A 24,011-nucleotide genomic window follows, 5' to 3' on the forward strand; every position below is an offset into this window, starting at 1 on the left:
TTATCGTCAGCCTCCTCCTTTTATTCAGATGATTCACGGCGGGCCGGAATGAGCTTCAGCAGCGCCTTCATGTCGGACGAATCGACCTTCCCGTCCTTATTCCAATCGCTGAGACTCTTCGCCTGCCCGATGACATACTCCAATGTCGCCGCGGCCCGAACCGAACTGTTCCGTTTACCGGACTCGACCGCCACCACGTGTACAGGAGTCGTATGCCCGATTGTCGGCTTGGCTGCCGGATTGTAAAGAAGCGACTCTCGTCCCGGTTCTGTTCCGTCCAGCGAGTAATAATAAGATATGCCGCTCACGGAAGGCAGCACAAGCTGAGATTGTTCGTTGAACGAAACGATCGGCGCAGCCGCCGTATCGGCTTCGAACACCCCGTACGTGGAGAAGTGCGAGATGTGCACCGTGACTTGACGGGTATCCGGATCGATGGATGTTGGTAAAGCTTCCCATTGTTTTGTCGATTCGTTGTAGTCGAATACTCCGACTTTGGATAAGTCCGCCGCGGCATTCACCGGCAAGGTAAGGGCAACGGTACTGCCCGGAGCCAGCGTTACGTTGGACAGTGAAATATGTGCCACGCTGCCTGCTACTTGCATGCCTGGTCTCATATCGTCCGTTGCGCCGGCGGTCACCAATACGGTTGCACCGCTGCCCACGCTGGCACCGGCCAAATTAAGGATGATGCCGCCGTTAAATACCATAGGCCGGTTGGTATCCGCAGTTACAGGCTCACCCATAGGATACGGGGCCCTTTTTACAACGGTAACCGTAAATAGTTGTTGAACGCTTGCCCCGCCCCGGCTAATCGTAGCCGTTAAGGTAACCGTCGCATCGCCCGCGCTGTAAGCCGGTCGATTCACCGTACCGTCATTACCGACCACCGCCGTATGGCTCGAACTCCATGAAATCGATGAACCTTGCGCTCCTGTCGCAGGTAACTGCATATTCGTCGTAATACCGCCCAGGTTATAGGACGTATGGATGAACTCCGTCAACTCGACTTTCGCTCTCTCTACGGCTGTCTGGTCTTCCGCCCCTGTCGGCTCCAGCTTCAGCACCTTCACCGCAAAAAGCTTCTCGCTGTATGCTCCGCCGCGGCTAATGACCGCTCTCAGCGTTACTAAAGCATCGCCCTGGCTGTACGACGGTCGCACGACGGTTCCATCCAGCGCGATAACCGAAGGTTGGCTCGAGCTCCACTGAATCGTTGTTCCTTGTACACCTGCGGATGGGAGGTACACGCTTGACGTCACGCTATCGATGTCCGTGTTCGCCTGGCGAAGCTCCAGCCAAGTTAAGGCATGATAGGCCGCGTTTACCGCGACGGCATCCGTGTCCGTCGCCAGTTCTTCCTCAAGAACGGTAAGGGTGAACGGCTGCAGGGCGCTCGCGTTGCCCCGTGTCAGCTTTGCCGTCAGCGTCACTGTAATGTCGCCCGAACCGTAGGCGGCTCTCGTGACCGTTCCGTTTGGTGAAATGACGGACGATGCGCTGGAGCTCCATGTAATCATCGTTCCCCTTGCGCCTTTCGTAGGGAGGGCGAGATTCGAAACCACTCGATCCGGCGCGCTGTTCCAGCCGCGGATCGACTCCCACGTCAGCGCCGCCTTCGCGGCTGCGACCGCCGCTTCATGGTCGGCCGTTGCCGGCTCGGCCTTCAGCACCGTTAACTCAAATGTCTTTGTCTGCCATGCGTTTCCTTTACGAATCGTCGCTGTCAACGTAACATTCGCGTTTGTCCCGTAAAAAGGCGGGCGATGGACGGTACCGTCCACGTCCACAACAGCGGTCTGATCGCTTTGCCATTCAATCGTCGTACCGTGCAAACCGATAACCGGCAAATGCACATTTTGCGTGACGCTCGCCAGACTCAAGTTATCGCTTTTAATTTCGTTTTCGTCTAATGCCGCTTTCGCTTCCAGCACCATATCCAGCGCGCTCAGCGCCGGACGCGCGATGCGAACGTCATAGTGCCTGGTCGTACCGTCCGTCGCCGTTGTTGTCAGATGAAGCGTCGAAACGCCCTTCGGAAGCGGATCGATCGTAATCGTGTTATCGTTCACCGTATAACTCAAAGCAGCCGGCGATGTATCGTGGACCCTAAACGAGCTGCTGCTGTCGCTCATGATAACCGACAGCATGACGCTTTCCGCCTCCACCTCTGCCGACCAAGCCGGGGGCGTCGTGCTTGCATCGTATTCGAAGTCGTTTTCCCCTACCCGAACCTTGGCGATATCCGCGTTGCCCGCCACTTCGGCCAGCAGGTAAGGATCGCCGGCAACGCCGCTGCCGGTCGTCTTGCTAACACTCGGCTTCAAATACACAACCGGACGAACCGCGGACGGGGCGTCCGAGTAGCGTACATGGCCCAATGGATCTACGGCCAATATGAAATGAGCATTTTCGGACTCCGCCCGAATCGGATTCATCAGAAAATACGTGAACTCCGATTCGTAAGCGGACAGCTCCGCCTTGAGCGCTTCATACCGGTCAACCCCCAGCAGGCCTACATTCGCTACAACCTTACTTTCGAACGAGCTTCTCGTCATGTCGGCAAGCGGAGCTTCGTAATTTAGCAAATACAGGGTTTGATCGAAAGGATGACGCTGAACCAGGCTCTGATCGGCACCCAGCTCCCCCCAGAACATGTGGTTCAAATAATGGGCGATACTCCCTGGCTGCTCGGGCCGGAACACATAACCTTCCGCTTCTGCGCCCTCAAAGTACCATGAAGAACCGCTGACGCCCCAATGGCAAGTACCGTCATTGTCCGTCGAGTCAGGGCAGCCCGTATCGACCTCTTTCAACAAAAGCTCGCGGCGGTCTTTATCGACGACGATCCATTCTTTGGAGCCTAGAGACACGATATCTCCATTGTTGATGCCGATCAGCGGAGACGATTCACGGAAAACCGTCAGTCCGTATACGTTGTGATCGGCACCCTTGGAAACCGTAATCGTGATTTCGTTCGAGCCCGGCCTCAGCGAAGGCAGCATAATTCGACCGTTCGCATCCAGCACATCGGGCGATACCGAGAGAACGGCGTCTGGATCGTTCGTCTCGGGCGTCAAACTTAGGGTGCTTACATCGTTCGGCACCTGGATATAGTAATGCTGAGCCTCATCCGAAACTTCGGGAAAAACAGCGTAACCGCCGTCCACAGCCAACGAAGACAAGTTCAATTCGCTGCTGTACTGGATAGTTGCCGTATAAGGGTCGCTTTCGTTCCCCGCCCAGTCCGAAAATTTCAGATAAAGGGTGTGAACCGGATCACTCCCTCTGAGCAAATAATCAATCTGAGGCACATACGGGTAATTAGCCGTATGCTCAAATTCGGGATCCTCCGATACGATGACGCCGGACACGCCGGACCCCGTTCCATCCGTTGCGCTCAAATCCAAGGTTACCCGGCGGGAGAACGTCTTGGCCGCTCCGCCATTCACCGTAAAGCCGCCGGTCGGTTTCGTTTCGTCCATCTCATAGATAACGGGGAAATAGTCCAAAACCTGTTTTTGATCATCGGTGCTTACCCCAATCAGCAAAGGCTCTGCGCTTTGCCAGCTGTTGGCAATGCCCGCCGCGGGGCTAAATTCCAGCGATACCGGGCTGTCGGCTGCAATGATCTGATCCTTCGCAGGCGTTAAATAGTACACGCCGTTCCCATCCGATCCGATGTGCTGCAGCGCCGTATCATTTAACCGGACCGTTTCGGCCGCCTCGTTGCTTATATGGAACGGCACTTTCAAATAAATCCGGTTATGCTCGCTGATTTCGCTTCTCGCCGTATAGGTCAACCTATAGGCGACGTTCTGCGCACTTGCCGTCAGATTGGAGGCTGCCACGTTTAACGAGCTTGGCGCTATCGTACCGTAAGCGACAGCCGGAGTCGTGTCCTTGCTCGTCGTCACTTGAAATTGAACGCTGCCCATCGTCGGCGGGTTACGAAGAGCTCCTTGCTTCAAGACAACGTTAGCCGTCGAAGAAGCAGGCATCTCACCGAGCCAAATTTCCAGAACGTCCTCGTTCGAAGTGTTTGTCGTAAGGATGACGGCGCTGGCAGGAATGTCGTTCACCGTCACCGCAGGGAGGCCGCTCCAATAAATCCTGTTGTTTTCTTTGAAATTGAAAGTAAACCCTGGCGTCAGGGCCAAATAAATCTTATCTTCGTGCGTCAATGGCTCCGTAGGCGTAAAGGAGAGGCTCCATTCGGTCTCGTTATACACCCTTGCAGTTTCCGGCGACGCCGTTACGCTCAAATGATCAACAGCGCTCGGAGCAGCACGGTGTACCCGGATCGTATAGGACACATGCAGGTTGCCGTCATTCGAAGTCGTCGTGATGACGAATGTGTTGGATCCGCTTGTCAACGACAAATGGTAAGGGATGCCCGGTTCCATCGTTTCCGTACCTAAATGCAAAGTGATGGTCGACTGCAACATGCTATATGCGGTAATGTCGATGCTCTCCTGACCGTACGGGACGTCTACATCGAATTCAAAATGCGGATCGAAAGCATTGAGACGAGAAGTCAGATCTTCGGTTCCGACGATTAATCCGGTCAAAGACGGATTTTCCACGATGCTGACGGGTTCCGATTGCCTGTTTACCTTGAAGGCATACGTGCCCGCTCCCGGGTTGGTTAATCCGGCTGTCGGCAGCAGCGTGACATCATTCTGCTCGTGCGCTGCGATCGGCAAATCCGTACCCGTTCCGCCGGAAATCGAAGCAGCCGCGGATTTATCGGACACGGCCATCGGCAAAATCAACAGCAGCGCGAAGAAGAACGGCAGCAGCCACCTCATCCGCATCCGCGGCTTTCCTCTCTGCCGTATGTAATGAAACTCATCCCCAAACATGCGAGCTTGCTCCCTTCGGATCGATAAATAGTAGTATAATTATACCATAAAAGGAGAGATAGGGATTGACTTTCGAACTATTAACGGGCCGAATTGACCAAGCATATAAAGTTTTTCCCGGTGCCGCCCATGACGGCATTCCGTCCATCGCCCAAACCATTAACTGCGTCAAACTTTAATCCGATTAAGGATGAAAGGGGATGCCGGGCATAGCTTAACAGCTTGAATATTCATGTACGTTATGGTTACTGTAAATGATTGTTAAACAAATGAAACGTGTGCCCTCCGGCAAGAAACTCTCCATGGCGAACGGTACAAGCCGCTTCCGGGTTTCAAGGAAATCAGCCTCGAACGTCGAAGGATATAGCACGACCTTCCCGCAGCTGTTCCATCGGGTAAGCCGATGCCGGTTGCCGGTTTAACCGGTCGATGAATTGGAGGCTTGTAAGGATGAACCGTATGCTGCATTCCCTGGATTTATGGAAAGGTGACCGGTATTTGGCGCCGCTGGCCAGAGACGGTACGTACGAAAAAATAGAAATGCTCAGCCTGGATATCTTCGATACGCTGCTGCTGCGGGCGTGCGACCATCCTACCGACGTCTTCAGGAGAACGGCCGAACACGCGGTTTCGTCCGGCTCGTTGAAGCGGTCCGTCAGCCCGCACGAATTCCGCTCGATGCGCGGAACGGCCGAACGCCGGGCCCGGGATAAGCAGCTGCGGCTGCAAGGCCACGACGAGATTACATTGAGCGACATCTACGCCGAAATGCCAGCGCATCTCGGCCGTCCGGAGGAGGTTCTGCGCATCGAACTCGCCACGGAGGCCGAGACGTGTTATTTGAACCCGAACGTGGCCTCCCTGCTGCGTTGCTGCAAGGCTGCGGGCAAACGGATCGCCCTCCTGTCGGACATGTACTTGTCCTCGGAGCAGCTGCTGGACCTGCTGGCGGCGGCGGGGCTGGAGCGCACGGAGATCGACGTGCTGCTCGTCTCAGGAGAGCAGCGCCGGAATAAGTCGACGGGCGGCTTGTTCGAACGGCTGCTGGAGCTGTGCCCCGGCCTGTCGCGCGAAGCGATTGTACATATCGGGGACAACGAGCGGGCGGACGTGCGAGGCGCTGCGCTGCAGCGCATTCGCGCCATTCACTATGCGGTCGTGCCCGAGTCCTTCGACAGCGCTTACCATTGGGAGGCGGTCCGGCATCGCAACGTGCTGCCGCCGTTGAAATCGCTGCGCAAGCTGGCGGGGGTCAGTCAGCGTCAGCCGGAGACCGGGGCGCCTGCCGCTGCTGAGGCGGCAGCCTTTCACGAGATCGGCGCGGGGATGGCCGGTCCGTTCTTGACGGCGCTGTGCGACTGGGCGATTGACGTATGCATCGCGGAGAACCGCACGGAAGTGCATCCGCTGATGCGCGAAGGGGTGCTGCTCACACCTATGCTGGAGCAGGCTGCTCGTTCGCGCGGCATTCCGCTACGCGTTGTGCCGCTTTACGTATCGCGCCAAGCGACGTACTTGGCTTCGCTCAGGCGCTTCGACGAAGCCGAGCTTGAACGCTTGTTCCGTTCCGGCGACGCGAAGGTCGGCGAATTGCTGCAGAAGCTCGGCCTGGCCGAGGAGGCGCACGCGTTCGGGGAAGCGCTGGGCCTCTCGCTGCAGGAATGCCGCACGATGAAGGATGAGCAGGCCGGCACGCTGCTTGAGAAGCTGCGGCGGTTTCTGCTCGAAGCGCGAACACGCGCGAAAATCGACGCCGCCATCGCGCACCACCGGCAGCTGTTGTGCGATTACTTGAAGCAGACCTGCGAAACGCCGGAGCGTATGGTGACGTTGGATATCGGCTTTCACGGCAACATCAAAAAGTCGCTGCACGCCGCGTTGAAATACGGTCGCGTTCGTCCGGAACATCCGGAGCAATCGGAAGGCGCGGCATCGCGGGCCGGGGAAGATCCGCCGACGATTCATCTGCTTGCCGTCGGCGGCGCCGGAATCGGCGACCTGCTACTGGAGGGAATCGATATTCGTTCGTTCCTCGGCAGCTCGGGCGAGAATGAGGAGCTCGGCAAAGCGCTGGTGCGCAGTCCCGCCTTTCTCGAAGAATTGATGATGGGCGCCTTCGGCTCGACGACGGGATACGCGAGGGACGAGCAGGGCCGTGTACAGCCGCAGTTGGCGCACGTATCGCTTAGCGGGGAGGAGCTCGCCTATAAGCGCGCTTTTCAGGAGGGGGCTCTGGCATTTCAACGTTATTATTACGCGTGGAAAGCGGAACGCCCGGATTGCCGCCTGGCGCTGGGCGCCCGCGAATCCTTCAAACCGCTGCATCGGCTGATTGACATGCCGACGCCCCAAGAAGCCTCGCTGCTCGGCAATCTCCGGCATCAGGATAACCATTTCGGAACGTACACGCGCATATGCGAGCCGGTGGACGAGCGCTGGTTCGAGCACGGACGCCTGCATTTCCTCGATTACGGGAGCTATGACCCGTCGGTCGTTAACGTATACTGGCCTCAGGGCACGCTGACGCGGCGGCATCCGTATGAGCTGTACCTTCATCACCTCCGGCAGCAGGACGCGACAGGCTATCAAGGCTTGCTGCTCCGGATGTGTCTGGCGGCGAAGGAGCAAGGGGCAGCCGCCCTGCATCTGGTCGGATCGGGCGCTTTCCTGGAAGCCGCCAAACGCGCCGCCTTCCTGCACAAGCTCGCCATCGCCGAAATCGTCGATCCCCGGCGGGAGGAGAGCTGGGCCGCCTTCCTGCTTGCGGCGAAGCGTGCGGAGTCCAGCGGCGGGCGGCGGCATATTTGGCTGGCCTCGGTGTCCGAGGCCGAGGTCGTCGCGTGGCGCGAAGCGATCGCGCAAGCCGTTCGGGGGAGCGGCACGGGGGCAGGAACGTGGGAAGGAACGTGGGAAGGAACGTGGGAAGGAACGTGGGAAGGAACGGAAGCCGGATCGGGAGGCACAGCGGAAACCGGAACGACGATTGCCGATCCGTTCCTCGCGCCGGTGTTGACTCTCCTTACAGCGCCTCGACTTCCAGCTCGGACGTAAAAATCGTGCGCCCGTCCTGCTCGCTCCGCCCCTCGATATAAATCAGGCCCGCTTCCGCCAGCGCGGATGCGTCGCGGAAGAACGATATCGTATCGCCGGGCAGCGCTTCCTGGACATAGTTGACCTGGATCGACTTCACCCGGCAGCTTCGATATTGCTCGATGGAAAAACAATCGACGATGAAATCGACATACTTGGAGTTGTTCAGGTGGCCGTTAACGTCGATGTCGCTGATGCCGATCACCCGCTTGTAAACCGGCTCCGGCGTACCGGACGGCTTGATTTTGCCGAGTTTGCACAGGATGGCTCTCTTCGTCTCGAACGCCGGGAGATCGATCGCCACCGAGTCGGACTTCAAGAGCTCCCTCTTGTCGATGTCCAGCAGGACCCAGGTGGAAACCGCCCTCAGCAGGACGTTCCCCTCGTTGTCCATGACCGCATAATCCCGCTCGAACTCATATTTCTTCGGCGGCTGCGGCCAGGTCTCGATTCGAATCTCTTCATTCCACCGGGGGCGGCGCAGCAGCTCGACGCGGATGCGGGTTAATATCCACGCCGCATTCCGCTTGAGCTCGACAGCCTGAATACTCAAGCCGAGATGATCCGCATGTCTGCTTGCGATCTCTTGAAAAGCGTTGAATACGGCGCTCAGCTTCATGCTTTTTAGAAAATCGACATCACCCAAAGCAATACGGTACGTGTTCGTGTACACAGCGCGCTTCTCCATCTTCGATCCGTTCCCTTTCGTCAGGAAGCCCCGAATGCCTTCGATTCGGCCGCCTCGGTTTACTCGCCTGCCTGCAGCAAGCTTTCCGAAGCATACCGGACCGTTGTCCGTATGTCAACGGCCCTTGTCCCTATTTGTTTCCTCTCCCGAGAACCGCACACGCGGCAGAAATGTAACGCATTTGAAACATAGCGATGATATTCTCTTAACATTCATAGGTTATGATTTAGTTAACCCCCCTTTTTTCATATAGTAAGCTTTAGGCCCGCCGCGTGCGGGCCGTTTTCTTGCCCCCGGGAACGCAAACGACCGACTCCCGCCGGACGTACCGGAAACGACGGATATGGAAAACTTCCGCGAACGAAGGACTAAGATGCGATGGATACGCAAGTGAACGGATCATAAAAAAACGCCGCTCCATCCAGGAGTGACGTTAAATGAATGATTTTGTGTTAAATCGAAGCGGACTACCCGATCAAATGCCCGGTCGCATCAAACTTCCATTCCCGGGCGGCGCCGGTCGCTTCCATCATCGGATGAGCTTCTACCTCCGGAAGCAAGTTCTCCGAGACGAGAATGTCCTCCAAGGCCAGCGTATGCTTGATCCTGACGACCTTCACCTGATCGTATTCTCTTCTTCCCGCCGTGCAGACGGCTACGGATATGGCCTCTTCATCATTGTGAAGAACGAGGGGCAGCTTCCCTCCGCCTATTTCCATCGCGGTAATCACGTTCGTATACATGGTCGCAAAGTCGATTTGCTCCACAACCCGGCGTGTTGTAAAATCGGCCAGGCCGATGCCGACCGCGCTTCCTTTCGTTTCCTCCGTTAAGCCTCCGACTACAATTTTCCGGATCGCCGGGCCTTCCCCGAACGTCCTGCTCGCGCCGGAGCGCCCGATAATATTGGGGTCCATGCCGCTGCCGCTGATGTTTTTCCCGATTTCATCGACGATCAGAACATCGATGTCATTCAGCCAAAAGCGGGGCATCAACCGTTTCGCCTCGGCGAGCAATTGTTCTTCCCGGTGCGGAAGCTGCTCCTTCGGCACAAATTCAATATGCGCCGTTTCATGGTACGCATCTTCGACGATGCCCACGCCGCCAAGAATGGGCGTCCGCTCCATCATCAGCGCTCCGACAGCCGGCAGAAGGGTGCCGAAGCGTTCCATGCCGAATTTGTGCAAATAGCTGGCCCCTTTATGTTTGCCAAGGCCGATGCCGAGCATCTTGAGAATGCCGCTTTCGATCGGGCCCTTAAAGTCGGTATGGGGCTTAATCCGCGCAACGACGATAATACCGTCCGCCTGCTCGTAAGCGATTCGATCGAAGTGAACCTCCACACCGTCAAGCACGGTGCCCAGATAGACGGTATCCATCGAGGCCCGGACCGGCGCCCCCACATTCTCTTCGTGAATGCCATACCCGGCGAGCAGCCGCTCCTGGCCTTCCGCTCTTCCTCCGCCATGACTGCCCATGGCCGGAACGATGAAGGGCACCGCGCCCAGCTTCTTCAGTTCCTGAACGACTGCGCGGACAATGAGCGCGAGATTCTCGATCCCCCGGCTCCCGACGCCTACGGCAATTCGCATGCCGGGCGTAATTTTACCGCGAACGTCTTCTCTCCGGAACTGACCGCCGATGATTGCTTCCATGTCCTCCGGATCGATGCGCCGCGCATCGAACCGCTGTCTGACCGGAACCATCCGGGGCAGCCGGACAGGCTCCATCGCCGCAAGATTCACGCGCCCCAAGTTCAAGTGTATCCCTTCGCCCCGGCCGTCCGACGCACCATTCATAAAGCGGACTCCTCCCGAATCTTGATCGCTTTCAGCCTGTGCATGACAAAGCTGCGCCCCGGCTAGCGAAGCAAATTCGCCGGTTCTTTACCCGCGAACACATCAAGCAGCGCTTGCGCCGTAACCAGTCCTACCCGGCGGTACGTTTCAACCGTTTCGGCTGCCGTATGCGGCGTCGAAATCAGGTTGTCGAGTTGAAATAACGGATTATCCGCCGACACCGGCTCCTGCTCATATACGTCAATAGCCGCGCCTGCTATAGATCGCGTTTGCAACGCACGGTGAAGCGCCTTCTCATCGACAAGCGCACCCCGAGCCGTATTTACGAAAAACGCGGTTTTTTTCATCATCGAAAATTGCTCGTCGCTCATCATATGATACGTTTCTTTCAAGCTCGGCAGATGCATACTGACCACGTCGCTGCGCTTCAGCACATCATCCGAAGAAACCAGTTCAACCCCATATTCTTTCGCTTTATCTGCGTTCGGATATTTATCATAGGCGATGAGCTTCACATCGAAGCCCTGCAGCTTCTTCGCCGTCATCTGCGCGATATTGCCGAATCCCAGCAGCCCGACGGTTTTCCCCTGAATTTCCTCCCCCACATAGCGGTCCCAATACCCGCGTCTGGCGGACTGATGCAAGGCAGGGATGTTGCGGATCATGGACAAGATCAGCCCTACGGCCAGCTCGGCTACGGCGTTCGCGTTGCCTCCAGGCACGTTGGTCACCTGAATGCCGTACTCGCGCGCTTTGGCCAAATCGATGTTGTCGACGCCTACGCCGAAACGGGCGATCGCCTTCAGATTCGGCGCCAGCTTGAACACGGCTTCATCCCAGGTATCGACGCCTGCAATGACGCCGTCGATATCCGATACGAGAGGAACCAGCTCCTCGAACGTATGCGGACGTCCCACCCGGTTCTCGATGATTTCGCAGCCGCCCTCTTCCAGAAGACGCTTCGCTTCCGCGCACAGCGTCGAATAATTGGTCGCCGTAACCAGCACCTTGTTCAATCTTGTCATTATTTAACTCCTCCTACGGTCATGCCGCTAACCATATATTTTGAAGTGAACAGATACATGATGATGACCGGAATGGAAGCAATGATGGAACCGCCCATCAGCGGACCCCATGCAAAGACGTCACCCACGATCATGTCGGACAATCCGAGCGTAATCGTCTTGTCGACACTTTTGGTCACGACGACCAGCGCGTACAAGTATTCGCTCCAGCACAAGGTGAACGCGAAAATGAATGTAGCCGCAATCCCCGGAGCGGACAGCGGGAAGATGATGCTCAGCATCGTGCGGGCCCGTGTGCAGCCGTCGATCATCGCCGCCTCTTCGATTTCAACGGGAATCGATTTGAAGTACGAGATCAGCATCCAGGTCGCATACGGAATCGTAATGGTCGGATAGATCAGCATCAAACCAAAGATCGAATCATTCAATCCAATCGTGGAGACCAGCATGTACAGCGGAATGAACAGCACCGCCCGCGGCATTAAATAGGCATACAGAATGCCTTTGGAGATCATGGTGCGGCCCCGGAAGCGCAGCTTGGAGATCGCATAGGCCGCCAGCATGCTGACGACAATCGACAGAAAAGCAACGATCAGCGAGACCAGCAGGCTGTTCTTGATGTTGGTAAGAAAACCTTTCTCCATAATCAGCTTCACATAAGCCGACCACGTGAAATTTTTAGGCCAGAAGGATGGCGTCATATTATAGATTTCGCCTTGCGATTTGAAGGACGTATTCACCATCCAATAAAGCGGAAACAGCGCGCATATTAAGAGGACGGCCAGCGTGACGTAAACGACAATTTGTTTGCCGATCGATTTATTTTCCATGCGCATTCACCTACTCGTCGGACGAAAGCGAACGCTTCGTGACGAAGTTGATCAGCATGATCAACGGTGGCATCGTCAGAATGGCAATGGCAATCGCTTTCCCCAAGCTCATATTTAAAAATCCGATCGTATAGCTAAGTGTGGATAAAACCTGTGTTCCGTTGGATGGGCCTCCGCGTGTCAGCAGCCAAATGATTTCAAAGTCGTTAAGCGTCCAGATCGTCGTCATCACGGCAGCCAGCACCGTCACTTCCTTGACGGAAGGCAGCGTCATGTAGATGAACCGCTTGACCGCGCCCGCGCCGTCCAGCATCGCCGCTTCGTACATTTCCTTGGATACCGTCTGCAGACCCGCCAGAATGGCAATCCCCATGAACGGAATCCCTCTCCAGACGTTCACCAGAATAACCGAGAACATGGCAAGATCCGGGGTAGCCAGCCAGCCGACCGGAGCGCCGATCAGTCCGGTCTTCAGCAGCAGAAAATTCAGCACGCCGCCGACATCGGAATAAATCCACTGCCACGTAAATACCGACACGATGGTCGGAATCGTCCACGGGAGGAACAGCAGGACCCGGAACACATTGCGCAGCACGATTTTCTCATTCAAAACGAGTGCCATGATCATGCCGAATACCGTTTTGCCGATAACCGCCACGACCGTGAAGATGATCGTATTCCATACCGCTTTCCAGAACAACGAATCCTTCATGAGCTCGATATAGTTGCTCAAGCCGGTAAACGTTGCCGGTACGCCCACAACCTTATTCGTAAAGCTTAAGTACAGCGCCCAGCCGAACGGAAGGACCATAACGGCAAGTAAATAAATCAGCACGGGACTCATCAGCATATAGGCAAGTTTGTTGTCCGTATTCGTTCTCAAAGCTTATCCCCGCCTTACTTGTGAAGCTATGGAACGACCGCACTGCGCGATCATTCCATAGCGTGAAATGTAAAGATTACTTTTTGTTGTAAACTTCCTCAATCTTCGTGTGCAGATCCTTAACCGCCGTCTCAGGCGTATAATTCGGCTCCAGGAGCAGCTTCTGGAACGCGTCGTTCACGATGCGCAGGTTGAATATTTCTCCGGCCTTCGGATTGTACTCGCCCGGGAAGCCCAAGAAATTGAAGCCTTTGACCGACTCGACGAAAGCTTTATTCTTCTCTTCCTGCCAAACCGGCTCGGTCGTTAATTTGGTATAAACCGGTCCTGTCAACGGCGCGCCCTTCTCGATCCATGTTTTATACCAGTCGGCATTCAGCATGAACTCGACAAACTGCTTGGCCAGATCCTTGTTCTTGGAATCTTTGAAAATCCCCAGGTTGTTGCTGATTCCCGGAATGAAGGTTCCCTTCGGTCCTGCCGGATAAGTGGCGATCCCGGTTTTCTCATACAAATCCGGGTTATCCTTCTTAATGGTGGCCAAGGTGCTTCCGACGTTGAAAATCATCGCCGCCTGGCCGCTTAAATACGCTTTGTTGTTCCCGCTGTCATCCCATCCGAGCGCGCTCGGCGGCGTGCTCTTGTCCGTCAGGAAAATATCGCGGATAAATTTCGTCGCTTCGACCGATTCCGGCGAATTCACGATGACCGTCTTGCCGTCCTTCGTATCGAGGGAGCCGCCGTAGGACCAAATAATGCCGCGCGTCAGGAATTCCGCATCGGAGTTGCCTTTGCCGTAGCCCATGCCGGCGCCGTATACGCCTTTGCTCGGATCGGTTAACGCCTTGGCCATTTTTCTGAACTCTTCCCACGTTTTTGGAGGGGCGTCGAAGCCCGCGTTCTTCAGCAGATCTTTCCGATAGTAAAGCACCTGGGATTCCGTCCAGAACGGCACGGCGTATTGCTTGCCCTGGAACGTGACCGCCTTCTTCATGCTCTCCTGGATTTCGCCGTTCGTGCCCTCCAGCTTCTTGACCACGTCGCTCAAGTCCTCCAGCACGTCTTTGCCGTAGAACTGGCCGACCTCCTGGTAGCCGAAGTACGAAACGTCAGGGGTTGTTTTCGACTCGATCGCCGCGGACCATTTCGGATAAAAATCTTCATAAGCGATCAGCTCGATGTTTACGTTCACATTTTGGTCCACTCCGAACTGCTTGGCCCGTTCCAGAATCAGCTTGTTCTGATCCTCGAACAGCTGCTTTTTCATCCAAAAGGTCAAGGTTGGCTTCTGCCCGCCGCTTGCCGCGCTTCCGCTTCCTTCCTTGGTCGTCCCTGTTCCGGTTGTGCCGGCGCTTCCGCCGCTGCTGCAGCCCGCTGCAAGCGAAGCCATCAATGCGACGGCCACCGTTCTTGTCATCCATGTTTTCATACGAAGAAAGACCTCCCGTGGTAATCTCGTTTAGGCGGCTATCGCCTCTGCGCGATTAGCCCCTACATCCATAGTAAAGCGTTTACTTGCGCGTTAAAATGACAACAATTTAACCCCGATGGCACATTCTTAACGTGATCTGCGATTCGCTGCATGAAAAGGAAAAACTTTGCCAAAGACGAAGAAAAACCCGCCTTCTGAAGAAGGCGGGCTGCACGGAAGACGACCAGAGCTACTGGTCTTCGCCCTTGTCCAGGTTTAAGCGGAACTCCTGCGGAGTTACCGAATAGTACTTTTTAAACACCTTAATAAAATAGTTCGGATTTTGATACCCCAGCTGCAGCGCGATCTCATAGTTTTTCAACGCGGGGTTGGCAAGCATGGCGGCAGCCTGTTCCATCTTCAGCCGCAGTACGTAATCGCTTAGATTTTCCCCGGTTTCGAGCTTGTAAACACGCGATACATGAACCGGATGCATATACATATGATCCGCGATGGCCTGCAGCGAAACGTTCTCCACCAGATGCTTCTGCACAAAATGCTGGATTCTCCGCACGGCGTTCTCGCGCTCGTTCCTCGTTTCGTTCTCCATGCACTGCTGAAGCAGCCTGAACGATTGAAAGATCCATTGATGCAAAGCTGTGATCGAACGGCACGGCGTCAAACCGGCCACATCGGATAAAACCGGGCCAATCATATCGGCCAGCTCGCGCCCGTTTTTATGAGCGTAGGAGCTGAAGGAAGCGTAGATGGAGAAAAACACTTCCACCAGATGCTCGTGGGAATCCGCCCATTTCCGGTTTAGCTCCTCCCAGATCGCCGCTAACTTCTCCTCGGTCTGCTCCCAATTGCCGGACTCGAGCAAATGCACGAGCAGCGGGGGCTCGTAAAGCCGCTGCAGCGCATGTACCGGCATCTGCTCCATCTCGTCAGCGACATAAACTAACAGCCCGCTTTGACTGCCCACCCGTCTGCGGAGAGAGAACAAGCTGTCCTCGTACAGCCTCTTCACATCATGCGGGAACACCCCCCACTTGCTGATTAACGCCGAGACGGTCCCCTTCAAATAGTGGTTCACACTGAGCTGCAATTGGGAGGCCATCAGCCGGAGCTGGCCCGCCGCTTCTTCCATGAAGCGCTCGGCGGAAGCCTGCTCCGCCTTCTTCTCACCGGATAACGTCACCACGAATGCCAAATATCCATGTACGTCCTTGCATGACCAGAGCCGGAACCCGTCTTCGAATATTTCCTCCGCCATGTTCGCGACCGCGTATTCCATGAGAGATAAGCTGTATAGATCAAGCTCCGACAGCTGGCCTTCCATCCGGACGAGCAGCAGAGCGAACGGCTCCTCGCGCACAATGTCCATTTTCAGCATATCCAGCTTCTCCGCCAGGCGCGCAGCCGAATAGTTCATGCCCTGCAGCAGCTCATTCAACAATTCGCCCCTGAGCTTGGGGAGATTCTCCTCCAGGGTCTTGACCACCCGCTGGTAAGATTGATTCTCGTCTCGTTCCTTCTGCAGCGCTTCCACGGCGTTGCCAACCTTCAGCAGTACCTCTTCGTCGCTGATCGGCTTCAGCAAATACTCATAGGTATCGTGGGCAATCGCTTCCTGCGCATAGGAAAATTCCGCATGCCCCGAGAGCAGGATGCATTTGATCTTCTTCCAGCTGCGGCGAACCCGCGCGAGCAGCTCCAGCCCGTTCATGCCCGGCATCCGAATGTCGGTCATCATAATATCGATGGAATTCGTATTTAAAATCTCCAGCGCTTCACTGCCCGAATATGCCTTGAATACGGTTCCGATTCCAATCTCATGCCACGGAAGGGTGTCGGCCAGACTGTCGACGACGCTGGCCTCATCGTCGACGAGCAGCAACTGAAACATGTCTATTCCTCCTTGGATAAAGCGGTCTTGTCCTTCCAAATCAGTTCAACGCGAAATCCGTTTAGCGGCGATTGCGAGAAATATAAGCCGGACGTTCCTTCGTACATGTGAATCAACCGCTGATGAATGTTCCACAAGCCGCAGCCCGTTTCTTCTTCCAAAGGCTCGGCGACTCTTCGCTGCAGCTCCTCCAGCTTGTCCGCCGAAATACCGACGCCGTTATCGTCGACAATAATCTTGTTGATCCCGTTCACCCGTTCGCCCTTCACTTGAATCACGCCGAATTGAAGGCTGTTTTCTACCCCGTGGATCACCGCGTTTTCAACCAACGGTTGAATCAACAAGCGCGGAATCTCAAGCGTCTGCATCTCCTCCGGGATGTCGATTTCGTAGTGTAAGCGCTGTAAGCGGAGCGTCTGGATCATCAAGTAATTTTCGATCAGCTTGACTTCTTCCTTGAGCTTCGTCATCGTGCTCTCCAGCCTTGTCGTGTACCGGTAATATTCGCCCAGGTTCAGCGACATCGCCACCACCGCTTCCTTATCGCCCAGATTAGCCATGTTCTTGATATAAAATAAACAGTTGTACAAAAAGTGCGGATTGATTTGCGATTGCAGCTGCTTCAGCGTAGCTTCCCTCGAGCGGAGCGTTTCCTTATATACCTTCTCGATAAGCTCTTGAATCTTCTCCGCCATTTCGTTGAAGCTGATGAACAGAAAGTCGAATTCATTGTTCGGCTGCTGCTTGAGCCTGGCGGAATACTGGCCGTCCTTAATGCGCTGCACGCCCCGTATCAGCAGCTGAATGGGCCGCTGCACGTTTCGGTACAACAGCAGGGTAACCAGAAGACTCATCGCCGTCAGCAAGCCGATGGACGTATAAAATAAATTTCGGCTGGTAATGATGGGCGCGAAGATGCTTTCCAGCGGGACAATATCGACCAGATACCACCCGAGACTTTCGGAGCGAATATAATTGACGATATATTTCTGCTTGTTGAGCGATACGGTAATACTGCCGCTGTGCTGAAGCTCCTGACGGTCCAACTGCTCGACGACCCGGCCGACCAGCGTCCGGTCTGCCGTGTAGTTCAGGATCGGCTCCATCCCGGATTGATACAGGAAAGGCTCCCGCTTGTCCCCCTGCTTCAATAAATTCAGCATGTTCTTGATGTTATCATCCGTAAATCGAATCTCAATGTACAGGTTGGGAATATCCGATTCCTTGATTCGGGAAAAAAACGTTTGGTACATCCCGTAAGTAAGCGCGCTGCGATGCGACCACTTCTTCAACTCCGGATTCCGGAGATAGTTCTCGTCGTATTGGACCGAGTAATCGGTAGAGATGATCTCCTTGGAATCGAGCAAATATAAGATGATCTGATTGTTCCAGGCGCTTGTCGCAATTTGCATGTTCAGCATGTCGACAATCCGCATTTGCCGCTGCAGCTGAACGAGCGGCTTGCTCGTGTTCCGCCCGTCCAAATATTCTTTAATGCTGTAATCCCGACTGGCTGTCACCGAATATTTGGTTAATTGGTCGATCATCATCTCCATTTGGCTCATGAAGAAGGCAAGCCGGTTCCGGTTTCCTTCCTCCACCGTTTGGCGGACTACGTTAACGCTTACCTGATTCGAATACATGTACAAAAGAATAATCGGAATAAGCAAAGAAATGACGAGCGTGATGACTTTTCCGAACGTATTCATCGGCTCTTCTCCTTGTCGATGAGCGATTGAAAGCTGATGTTGGCCTTGTCCGCGGCGGCCTTGATATCTTCACCCAGCAAGCCCTGAATGACAATATCCCCGATGATCTCGCGGGCCTCGCCTACATTGATCACCTGCGGGCGGTCGTGCCCCACTCCGACCCGCATCGATTCCGTAACAACAGGAATATACGCAGCCGGAAACCCGGAAACGCCTTGAGGATCGTTCCATACCGACTGGCGGGCGCCGGGATTTCCCCGCTGCTGGGAATGCATCACGAGGTCTTTGCTCGTCGCCCACTGGATGAAGCTCCATGCCGCCTCCTTGCGGCCCGATGCGGCGCTCATCGCCAACCCCCAAGCGGTTATATTAAAAGGCTTGGCGCCGGCTTGTCCCGCAGGAAACATCGCATACCCGATCTTGTCGCCGATCGCCGATTGACCGGAATTGATGACATTGGTATAGATCGCACTGGCATCGGTATACAAAGCCGCTTTGCCTAACGCGAAAACGCCTGCGGCTTGCTGCCAGCCCATATTAAAGACACCGGGGGGCCCATAATTTTTCAACAACCGGATATATCGGGTCATCCCCCTGATCGCTTCCGGCGTATTGATCGCCGCAAGATCGTTCTTCTGAAAATCCCCGCCCTCGGAATAAAGGAAGGAGGAGAGCTGCGTAACCAAAGCGTTTCTTTGGCCCCTGGCTACAAAGCCGTAAACGCCACTGGCCGGATCGTGCAGCCGGCGTGCCGCCGCTTCAAGCTCATCCAGCGTCCGGGGAACGGCCAGCCCGGCCTGCTCGAATAAATCCTTCCGGTAATATAAAATTTGCTGCTCGGTAGACAGCGGGATCGAGGTTAACCGCCCCCCGGTTGTCGTCGAATCGATGGCCGATTGAAAGAAATCGTCAAAGTCATAGCCCGGATCTCTTCGTACGTATTCGTCCAAGGGCTGCAGCCATCCGTTCTTATCAAACAGCCTGAGCTCTTCCAGCGGGCGGATCATGAACACATCGGGACTTGAACTGCCCGCCGTAAGCTGGACCGAGAGCTTCTGGCTCAGCTGTTCATTGGTAAAGCTGAGCAGATCTACTTTAAGGCCGGTTTGGGCTTCAAATTCCGGAAGCAGGGACTTGATCGTATCCGCGGCCGCGCTGTTCCCCATATAGACCGTGATGCTTTGTCCGGTAAACGGGTTGCCTGCTGCAGGGCTAGTAGGATCCGAGACGTCACGGTCCGCGGCGGCGCTGCAGCCGATCACCGCACCTGCCGTCAGCAGCATGCAGCTAATTAGAGCGATCCGGCGAGTAGCCTTCATAGACATCGTACCTTTTGGCCTCCTAAACATGCTTACTATTCATTTTATGGGCTTTCTTAAATGAAAACGCCGCCCCCTAGGGAACGACGTTCGATTACAAGGAGCGGTCCGCTCTAGCTTCCGCCTTAGCCGCGCACCGGGCGTACTGCTCCGGATCGTTAAAGCTGAGCGCGAAATCGATGTCCAATCCGGCTGCGGCCAGCTCCTGTTCCGTCGCGAAGTCAGCCCCGATCTCATGCAGCCAGCGAATCAAGCCGGTGGAGCCCCCGCGGATTCGCGCTTCCACGGACGGCAGGCACGTTCTGCGGTACAGCCCGTGCAGCGGATGCGCCTGTTCCCCGGCGCACGGGATGACCGCCGGTGCAGTGCCCGCTTCGAGCCGCCGCAGCAGCCACGCCGCGACCCTTGACGAGACGAACGGCATGTCGCATCCGACGACCCAATGATAATCGTGCGACGAACCCGACAAAGCCGCATGCAGGCCGCTCATCGGCCCCTTATGCGGGATGATGTCGGCGATCAGCTCCGCGCCAGATCCGACCGCTGCAGCGTAAAGCTCCGGTTCGTTCGCGACGACGACGACGCTGTCGCAAACCTTATGCATCTCCGCAACCGTACGCCCGATCAGAGGCTGCCCGGCGATCGGCATCAGCCCTTTCGCCTGCCCCATACGCGTATTGAGACCGCCGGCCACGATGACGCCCTTCAACATACGGCGCTTCATCGCTTCTCCTCCTGCCCGCCCGCAATATCGAGCCCGAATTTGTCCGCAACGACGCGAAGCAGCGCCTCCGTGTCGTCGATCGCCACGATAGGCGTTCCCCCTGCATGGGGGGCGGCCTGCTCCGGAGCAAGCCATGCCGCGACGGCGATCGGATGGGATACCCGGCCGATCAACGCCAGATCCCCGGCTTCCCGGACGATCACGATTTTCGGGTAATCCTCGGACTTAAAGCCCTCCACCACCACGATATCCAGATGCGCCATCCGCTGTACCAGCTCGTTCAAGGCAAGCGGCCGCTGCTCCAGGATGAACGTCCGCCCTCCGCCGTCCGAGGTGATGGCCACGGCCTCCGCTCCCGCTTCGCGGTGCTGCCATGTATCCTTGCCCGGCAGGTCGATCTCGAAGTCGTGCGCATCGTGCTTGATCGTACCGACCGAATACCCTGCCGCGCGGAACAGGCGGATGAGACGGCACGTGAGTGTCGTTTTGCCCGTATTCTTATACCCGACGACTTGAAAAACCGCTTTCGTTGCCATCCGATTCCTCGTCCTTCCGCCTCTAGCCTAATAGCAGCACGTCGACCAAATCCCCCGGTTGAAGCCCGCTGCCTCCGGCCGGGATCACGATGAGCGCCGTCGTATCTTTAATGGAAATGAGGCTGCCCGATTGATTGTGCCGATGCGTGACCGCATATACTCGCCCTTCGGCAAAAGACAGCGTCCCCCGCACATAACGGGGATAGTTGTTCACCTTCGGAAACCCTTCGCCCAGCAGCGCACGGATGCGCTGCAGCGCCGGACCGGCCGTTCCCTGCATCGCCGCCAAGGCCGGACGCACGAACAGCTCGAACCCGACAAAACAAGCGCCCGGGTTGCCCGAAAGCGCGAAAATCAGCTTCCCGTACAACACGCCCGCACTGGTCGGACTGCCGGGGCGCATCGCCACCTTCGTAAACAGCGTCGTCCCCTCCCAGGAGACAAGCCAGTCGGCGAGCACGTCGTAATCCCCGACGGAAACGCCCCCGCTCGTAATAACGGCGTCGGCTTGCGCCAGCGCTTCAAGGATCGCGGCCCGCACATGCTCCAGCTCATCCGCGGCCGTCTCCAGCACGAGCGGGATGCCGCCCAACGCGCGCACCCGCTCGGCCAGCATCCAGGCGTTGCTGTTGCGGATTTTGCCCGGTTCCAGCGGCGCGTCCGCCGGCAGCAGCTCGGAGCCCGTGGACAGGATCGCGATCGTCGGACGGCGGTATACCGGCACTTCCGTGATGCCGAAGACGGCGAGCAGCGCAGTCTCGCCTGCGCCTATGACACGCCCTTCTTCCAGCAGCAGCTCCGCTTCGCCCACCTCCGAACCGATCCCGGACACGTTCGTGCCCGAAACAAGCGGCTTCATAACCGAGATGCAGGCCGCACCGTCCCGCTCGATCGTCTCCGTCATCTCAAACATGACGACCGTATCCGCTCCTTCGGGCAGCATGGCCCCGGTCATGATTCTCGACGTTTGGCCGCTGGCCACAGGGCGCTCCGGCACGCAGCCGCACGGGATGTGCTCGACGACCTCGAGCACGACGGGCGTGTCTCTGCTAGCCGCGGCGAGATCCGCCGCCCTTACCGCATAGCCGTCCATCCCCGACCGGCGGAAGGCCGGATACGGATGCGGTGCGGCGATCCGCGCCGCCACCCGTCGGCCGGACGCTTGCGCCAGTGGAACCGTCTCCGTCTCCAGCACGCGAACATGCGCTTGAATGCGGTTCAGCGCTTCTTCCACCTGAACGGTGTCCCGGTTGTATTTCCCGCTTAGGTTCGGCATCCTTCCGTTCCCCTCTTCGCTTTCTTCGACTTGTTAACAAAATTTTATCATTCCGCTTGGTAAAAGGACAGCGTTTATCGCACAAAATGTTGCCGGCGTATGCCGCTGCAAACATAGCGGAGCTGCGACGCTTGGTTAGCGTATCCTCCGCCCTTCGCTTTGCTTCTTTTCAACCCGGCTCGCCTTCCCTTTCTTCCCGGTCGCAGTATACATGCATCGCTTTTTGCAAGAAAGCGGCATACCCCGGCTTGTTCTTATCGAGGTTGGCGGTGAACCGACCATCGGTCTCGTACAAATCCCCGAGACCGCGGAAAATCTCCAACGTACAATCGTAAAAATGTTCGGTGATGTACTGCCTCAGCTCTCCCACGCCTTCCTGTACCTCCGGGTCGGCCGGGCCGCGCTCCATGGCGGCGATAATTTTCGCGTTGATGGCCTCGTTCCTTGCCGTTATTCGCGCCCAATCTTCCTTCGTGTACGCGTTGGTCCGTTTCTCGATCGCGTCCATCGTCGCATCGCCGTATGTTTGCCGCGCTTCCGCGGCGTACTTTTTCTTATGCTCCTCAATCGGCGTCATGTCGAAGCCCTCGAACAGTTCCTTGTCGCTCATTGCGCTCCCTCCTTCAATGGATTGGATCGTCCGGGTCACAGTGTCGATCATACCGTCAAGCCGCCGTTTCTTCTCCAGCAGCAGCTCCCGGTGCGCCTCGAGCGCGCTTTTCCGGTCAAAGCCGGGGCTATCCAGGATGGCTTTAATTTCGTTCAACGAGAACCCGATTTCACGGAAAAATAAAATTTGCTGCAGCCGTTCCATTTCCCGTTCCGTGTAGAAACGGTAGCCGGCCGAATTAACCGCCCCCGGCGTCAGCAGACCGATCTCATCGTAGTGATGCAGTGTGCGCACGCTCACCCCGGCGATCTCGGACACTTCCTTCACTTTATACGGCATCTCGTTCACCTCCCCCATTCATCGTAATCCATCACGCAACGTGAGGGTCAAGGATAAGAAAAAAGCAGAACCGTATTTCCGTATAGGAAATGCGTTCTGCTTGCTTCTTCGTCCAATCTTACTTAAACGCAGGCACAACCGCGCCATTGTATTTATCGTTAATAAACTTCTTCGTATCTTCGGAATTCAGCGCTTTCGCCAGCTTCTGGATCGCATCCGAATCCTTGTTGTCCGGACGGGAGACGAGAATGTTCACATACGGCGAATCCTGGCCTTCGATGAACAGCGCGTCCTTCGTCGGCACGAGCTTCGCTTCAAGCGCATAGTTCGTGTTGATGAGCGCCAGATCGACTTCACCGAGCACGCGCGGCAGCATAGCGGCCTCAAGCTCTTTAATGGTCAGCTTTTTCTTGTATTCGACGATATCCTTGACAGTCCCCTTGACGCCGACGCCGTCTTTCAGCTTGATCAGGTTGTTCTTCTCCAACAGCGCAAGCGCGCGGCCTCCGTTGGACGGGTCGTTCGGGATCGCGACGGTGGCGCCGTCTTTGAGCTCCTCGATTTTCTTAATCTTTTGCGAGTAAGCGCCGAACGGCTCGATGTGGACGCCGGTGACGGTGACGAGGTTCATGTTTTTATCCTTGTTGAACTGCTCCAGGTAAGGCGTATGCTGGAAGAAGTTGGCATCCAGCTGCTTTTCGAACACCTGTACGTTAGGCTGCACATAGTCGGTGAATTCTTTCACCTCGAGGTTAACGCCCTGCTCCTTCAGCTTGGCTTTGACCGAGTTCAAAATTTCAGCATGCGGCACAGCGGTTGCGCCGACCTTCAGTGTGACTTCTTTCTTCTCTCCGCCTGCGGCGCCCGCAGCGGGGGTGTTCGCGCTTGGCGCTGCTTCCTTCTGGCCGCAAGCGGCGATTGTGAAGGCGAGTACAGCGGATAATGCGGTAATCATGACTTTTTTCATTTCGAATTCCTCCCCATTTTTAACTGAACGA

The 24,011-nt window shown here is 56.1% G+C and carries 16 protein-coding genes; 1 reads left to right on the top strand and 15 read right to left on the bottom strand.

Annotation, left to right across the window (positions count from 1 at the left end):
* Window positions 1-20 precede the first annotated feature (20 nt).
* Window positions 21-4,817: an immunoglobulin-like domain-containing protein gene (locus ACZ439_RS10615; protein WP_464620997.1), complete on the bottom strand. Its 4,797-nt coding sequence runs from the start codon at window positions 4,815-4,817 to the stop codon at window positions 21-23.
* A 498-nt stretch (window positions 4,818-5,315) separates the two neighbouring features.
* On the opposite strand from ACZ439_RS10615, the gene ACZ439_RS10620 reads away from it, so the two are divergent.
* On the top strand, window positions 5,316-7,916 hold the full coding sequence (locus ACZ439_RS10620) for an HAD family hydrolase (RefSeq protein WP_464620998.1): 2,601 nt from the start codon (window positions 5,316-5,318) through the stop codon (window positions 7,914-7,916).
* Here ACZ439_RS10620 and ACZ439_RS10625 read toward each other — a convergent pair.
* The 14 genes from ACZ439_RS10625 to ACZ439_RS10690 form a co-directional block, all read right to left on the bottom strand.
* Entirely contained in the window at window positions 7,885-8,643 is a 759-nt protein-coding gene (locus tag ACZ439_RS10625) for an acyl-[acyl-carrier-protein] thioesterase (RefSeq protein WP_054795775.1), read from the bottom strand. The genes ACZ439_RS10620 and ACZ439_RS10625 overlap by 32 nt on opposite strands.
* A gap of 467 nt (window positions 8,644-9,110) precedes the next feature.
* Window positions 9,111-10,442 (bottom strand): nickel pincer cofactor-dependent isomerase, group 22, encoded by a 1,332-nt coding sequence (locus ACZ439_RS10630; RefSeq protein WP_054795774.1) that lies wholly within the window; start codon window positions 10,440-10,442, stop codon window positions 9,111-9,113.
* A 62-nt stretch (window positions 10,443-10,504) separates the two neighbouring features.
* Window positions 10,505-11,467 carry a phosphoglycerate dehydrogenase gene (locus tag ACZ439_RS10635; RefSeq protein WP_127606774.1) on the bottom strand — a complete coding sequence of 321 codons (963 nt, stop codon included), beginning with the start codon at window positions 11,465-11,467 and terminating at the stop codon, window positions 10,505-10,507.
* The gene (locus ACZ439_RS10640; RefSeq protein ID WP_127606772.1) at window positions 11,467-12,297 is read right to left on the bottom strand and encodes a carbohydrate ABC transporter permease; all 831 of its coding nucleotides are present in this window, start codon (window positions 12,295-12,297) and stop codon (window positions 11,467-11,469) included. Before ACZ439_RS10640 ends, ACZ439_RS10635 begins: the two co-directional genes overlap by 1 nt.
* 10 nt (window positions 12,298-12,307) lie before the next feature.
* Complete coding sequence (locus ACZ439_RS10645) at window positions 12,308-13,180, bottom strand: carbohydrate ABC transporter permease (protein WP_230876177.1); 873 nt, start codon at window positions 13,178-13,180, stop codon at window positions 12,308-12,310.
* 76 nt (window positions 13,181-13,256) lie between these two features.
* Complete coding sequence (locus ACZ439_RS10650; RefSeq protein WP_054795773.1) at window positions 13,257-14,609, bottom strand: ABC transporter substrate-binding protein; 1,353 nt, start codon at window positions 14,607-14,609, stop codon at window positions 13,257-13,259.
* A gap of 232 nt (window positions 14,610-14,841) precedes the next feature.
* Complete coding sequence (locus ACZ439_RS10655) at window positions 14,842-16,500, bottom strand: response regulator (protein WP_464620999.1); 1,659 nt, start codon at window positions 16,498-16,500, stop codon at window positions 14,842-14,844.
* A gap of 2 nt (window positions 16,501-16,502) precedes the next feature.
* Window positions 16,503-18,209 carry a sensor histidine kinase gene (locus ACZ439_RS10660; protein ID WP_464621000.1) on the bottom strand — a complete coding sequence of 569 codons (1,707 nt, stop codon included), beginning with the start codon at window positions 18,207-18,209 and terminating at the stop codon, window positions 16,503-16,505.
* Window positions 18,206-19,534, bottom strand: a complete 1,329-nt coding sequence (locus ACZ439_RS10665) for an ABC transporter substrate-binding protein (protein WP_230876176.1) — start codon at window positions 19,532-19,534, stop codon at window positions 18,206-18,208. The genes ACZ439_RS10660 and ACZ439_RS10665 overlap by 4 nt, the downstream gene beginning before the upstream one ends.
* A gap of 88 nt (window positions 19,535-19,622) precedes the next feature.
* Window positions 19,623-20,252 (bottom strand): molybdenum cofactor guanylyltransferase, encoded by a 630-nt coding sequence (mobA, locus tag ACZ439_RS10670; protein ID WP_372813777.1) that lies wholly within the window; start codon window positions 20,250-20,252, stop codon window positions 19,623-19,625.
* Window positions 20,249-20,788: a molybdopterin-guanine dinucleotide biosynthesis protein B gene (gene mobB, locus ACZ439_RS10675; protein ID WP_054795771.1), complete on the bottom strand. Its 540-nt coding sequence runs from the start codon at window positions 20,786-20,788 to the stop codon at window positions 20,249-20,251. Before mobB ends, mobA begins: the two co-directional genes overlap by 4 nt.
* A 22-nt stretch (window positions 20,789-20,810) precedes the next feature.
* Window positions 20,811-22,064, bottom strand: a complete 1,254-nt coding sequence (locus tag ACZ439_RS10680; RefSeq protein ID WP_054795770.1) for a molybdopterin molybdotransferase MoeA — start codon at window positions 22,062-22,064, stop codon at window positions 20,811-20,813.
* Between the two features lie 169 nt (window positions 22,065-22,233).
* Window positions 22,234-23,013 (bottom strand): MerR family transcriptional regulator, encoded by a 780-nt coding sequence (locus tag ACZ439_RS10685; RefSeq protein WP_054795789.1) that lies wholly within the window; start codon window positions 23,011-23,013, stop codon window positions 22,234-22,236.
* Window positions 23,014-23,131: 118 nt separating this feature from the next.
* Window positions 23,132-23,980: a MetQ/NlpA family ABC transporter substrate-binding protein gene (locus tag ACZ439_RS10690; protein WP_155615010.1), complete on the bottom strand. Its 849-nt coding sequence runs from the start codon at window positions 23,978-23,980 to the stop codon at window positions 23,132-23,134.
* Between the last annotated feature and the right edge of the window lie 31 nt (window positions 23,981-24,011).

The organism is Paenibacillus sp. JCM 9796, from assembly GCF_055379675.1.

What these genes read in the sequence shown, in the direction of transcription:
- mobB (WP_054795771.1), bottom strand. Translation starts at nt 20,788, where the DNA reads ATGGCAACGAAAGCGGTTTTTCAAGTCGTCGGGTATAAGAATACGGGC.
- ACZ439_RS10635 (WP_127606774.1), bottom strand. Translation starts at nt 11,467, where the DNA reads ATGACAAGATTGAACAAGGTGCTGGTTACGGCGACCAATTATTCGACG.
- ACZ439_RS10620 (WP_464620998.1), top strand. Translation starts at nt 5,316, where the DNA reads ATGAACCGTATGCTGCATTCCCTGGATTTATGGAAAGGTGACCGGTAT.
- ACZ439_RS10615 (WP_464620997.1), bottom strand. Translation starts at nt 4,817, where the DNA reads ATGCGGATGAGGTGGCTGCTGCCGTTCTTCTTCGCGCTGCTGTTGATT.
- ACZ439_RS10650 (WP_054795773.1), bottom strand. Translation starts at nt 14,609, where the DNA reads ATGAAAACATGGATGACAAGAACGGTGGCCGTCGCATTGATGGCTTCG.
- ACZ439_RS10685 (WP_054795789.1), bottom strand. Translation starts at nt 23,013, where the DNA reads ATGCCGTATAAAGTGAAGGAAGTGTCCGAGATCGCCGGGGTGAGCGTG.
- ACZ439_RS10665 (WP_230876176.1), bottom strand. Translation starts at nt 19,534, where the DNA reads ATGTCTATGAAGGCTACTCGCCGGATCGCTCTAATTAGCTGCATGCTG.
- ACZ439_RS10655 (WP_464620999.1), bottom strand. Translation starts at nt 16,500, where the DNA reads ATGTTTCAGTTGCTGCTCGTCGACGATGAGGCCAGCGTCGTCGACAGT.
- ACZ439_RS10660 (WP_464621000.1), bottom strand. Translation starts at nt 18,209, where the DNA reads ATGAATACGTTCGGAAAAGTCATCACGCTCGTCATTTCTTTGCTTATT.
- mobA (WP_372813777.1), bottom strand. Translation starts at nt 20,252, where the DNA reads ATGAAGCGCCGTATGTTGAAGGGCGTCATCGTGGCCGGCGGTCTCAAT.
- ACZ439_RS10640 (WP_127606772.1), bottom strand. Translation starts at nt 12,297, where the DNA reads ATGGAAAATAAATCGATCGGCAAACAAATTGTCGTTTACGTCACGCTG.
- ACZ439_RS10625 (WP_054795775.1), bottom strand. Translation starts at nt 8,643, where the DNA reads ATGGAGAAGCGCGCTGTGTACACGAACACGTACCGTATTGCTTTGGGT.
- ACZ439_RS10680 (WP_054795770.1), bottom strand. Translation starts at nt 22,064, where the DNA reads ATGCCGAACCTAAGCGGGAAATACAACCGGGACACCGTTCAGGTGGAA.
- ACZ439_RS10690 (WP_155615010.1), bottom strand. Translation starts at nt 23,980, where the DNA reads ATGAAAAAAGTCATGATTACCGCATTATCCGCTGTACTCGCCTTCACA.
- ACZ439_RS10630 (WP_054795774.1), bottom strand. Translation starts at nt 10,442, where the DNA reads ATGAATGGTGCGTCGGACGGCCGGGGCGAAGGGATACACTTGAACTTG.